1 protein-coding gene is annotated in these 1,612 nt (G+C 37.7%); it reads right to left on the bottom strand.

The features are described from left to right. Positions 1-166 precede the first annotated feature (166 nt). On the bottom strand, positions 167-1,510 hold the full coding sequence (locus tag BFI01S_RS21810; protein ID WP_115596769.1) for an IS1380 family transposase: 1,344 nt from the start codon (positions 1,508-1,510) through the stop codon (positions 167-169). Positions 1,511-1,612 lie beyond the last annotated feature (102 nt).

Below are 1,612 nucleotides of genomic sequence, written 5' to 3'. Positions count from 1 at the left end.
CCTGAATCCGTGATAAAAAATAATTTTTCCGATAATTTTAGGAATTCCTTATTTTCTTGCCATTCGTACTAATTTAAGTTGGATTGATTGGTTTTTGTGTACACTAAATAAAACCTGCTTACCTATAATTTTTTTCAGGTCTTATTACCTATTCAGTTTCCTAGGCTTATGTTGAAAATGAAAGATACAGTCGTTTAAAAGTAGGAAACCAAGGACTATGATTTCCAAACTTTAAGTAAATTCTTCGGGAATGCTTTACCAATTTTGCAGCTAATGTAATCAAATTCTGGATAACCGTTTTTACTCGGCGACGGAAGACCTTTCTTTTAAGCGGCGCATCCCCTGATTTCAGGCTTTCTTGGCCAATAATCCGAAGGAGATTGTAGGTTAAACATCCAAGATGTAAGATTAATTCATTGGTGGCAAATTTCCCAGAAGGGAAACGTTCTAGGTCTAAATCCGTTTTTAATCCACTGTGGAATTGTTCACAAGTGCCATGTTCGTGATAAAGGCTAATTATTTCCTCTGTTTCATTAGGTAGGGTAGTCCAATAGCTCTCAAACTCAACATCTGGGACTAAGAGGATTTGGCCGGTTTTATCAATCGTTCTTTCTGTTACTTTATAGACTTGGCGAATGGCTTTTTTCATTCCCTTTGGAGTTGTTTCTAAAGCACCATAGAATACACGTTTTCCTTCTCGCTCCTGAACGCATTTACCGAATTGTTCAGCTACCATGAGCCAGTTTTCAGGCTTTTCACGGCGAGGATTTCGTTTAATTATGAAATCGGCCTTTTCATTCACACAAACTTTTAGGTTTTCGACACTATCGTTTCCTGCATCCATACGGACCAATAACGATAGATCAGTAATCATCCGAGAATATATAATACTTTTCTCGAGAAATTTCTCAGTATCCTTTTGAACGTGTGTGCTTCCTTCCCGAAGTTCTACATTTACAACGTAGCCTTCTTGACCCAAATAGGAGAAGTTAGGGGAATACCCGTCACATCCTTTGTATGTGCGACTAACCCCTTCTTTCTTAGTATTTGAGTTATCAAATGGCGATACATCAATATCCAGAGGTACGTATGATTTTTTGTCACTAGTAATTGTTGGAGTGACAGGAGAATCAAATTGCCGTATTAGTTTAGCCGATTCTTCCAGAACAATGGATTTCCATCCAGTCACCTTGGCAATTTGATCGAGTCGTTGCCGTAGTGTGGGACTTGATGGAACCACTTGAATATCCAATGCACGATAAAAGAAGGGATCATCTCGAAATTCTTCGATATGGTCGAAATCATTCTTACCTTGGCACAATAGACCCACATAAGAAGTGGTAACATCTCCATTAAGAATGGCCGGAGACGACTTGATTTCTGGGACCTTTAAGGATGAAAAACGTTTGTAAAATTTTGTTTTTGATAAAAGCAAACCTATTAAACCTAGACCCGAATGGGTCGTTAATGTATCATCGGAATCTTCTAAAATAAACTTAACCAATTTCAACACCTGCCTGGTGAAATAAAATTATCAACATAAATCAGCTGATAACATTATTATATCAGGCTTTGTGGGCACATTTATTATTAATTACGTCACGGACTCAGG

Source organism: Cytobacillus firmus NBRC 15306, assembly GCF_001591465.1.
Classification (GTDB): Bacteria; Bacillota; Bacilli; order Bacillales; family Cytobacillaceae; genus Cytobacillus; species Cytobacillus firmus.
This window is presented reverse-complemented; position numbering and strand designations above follow the sequence as displayed.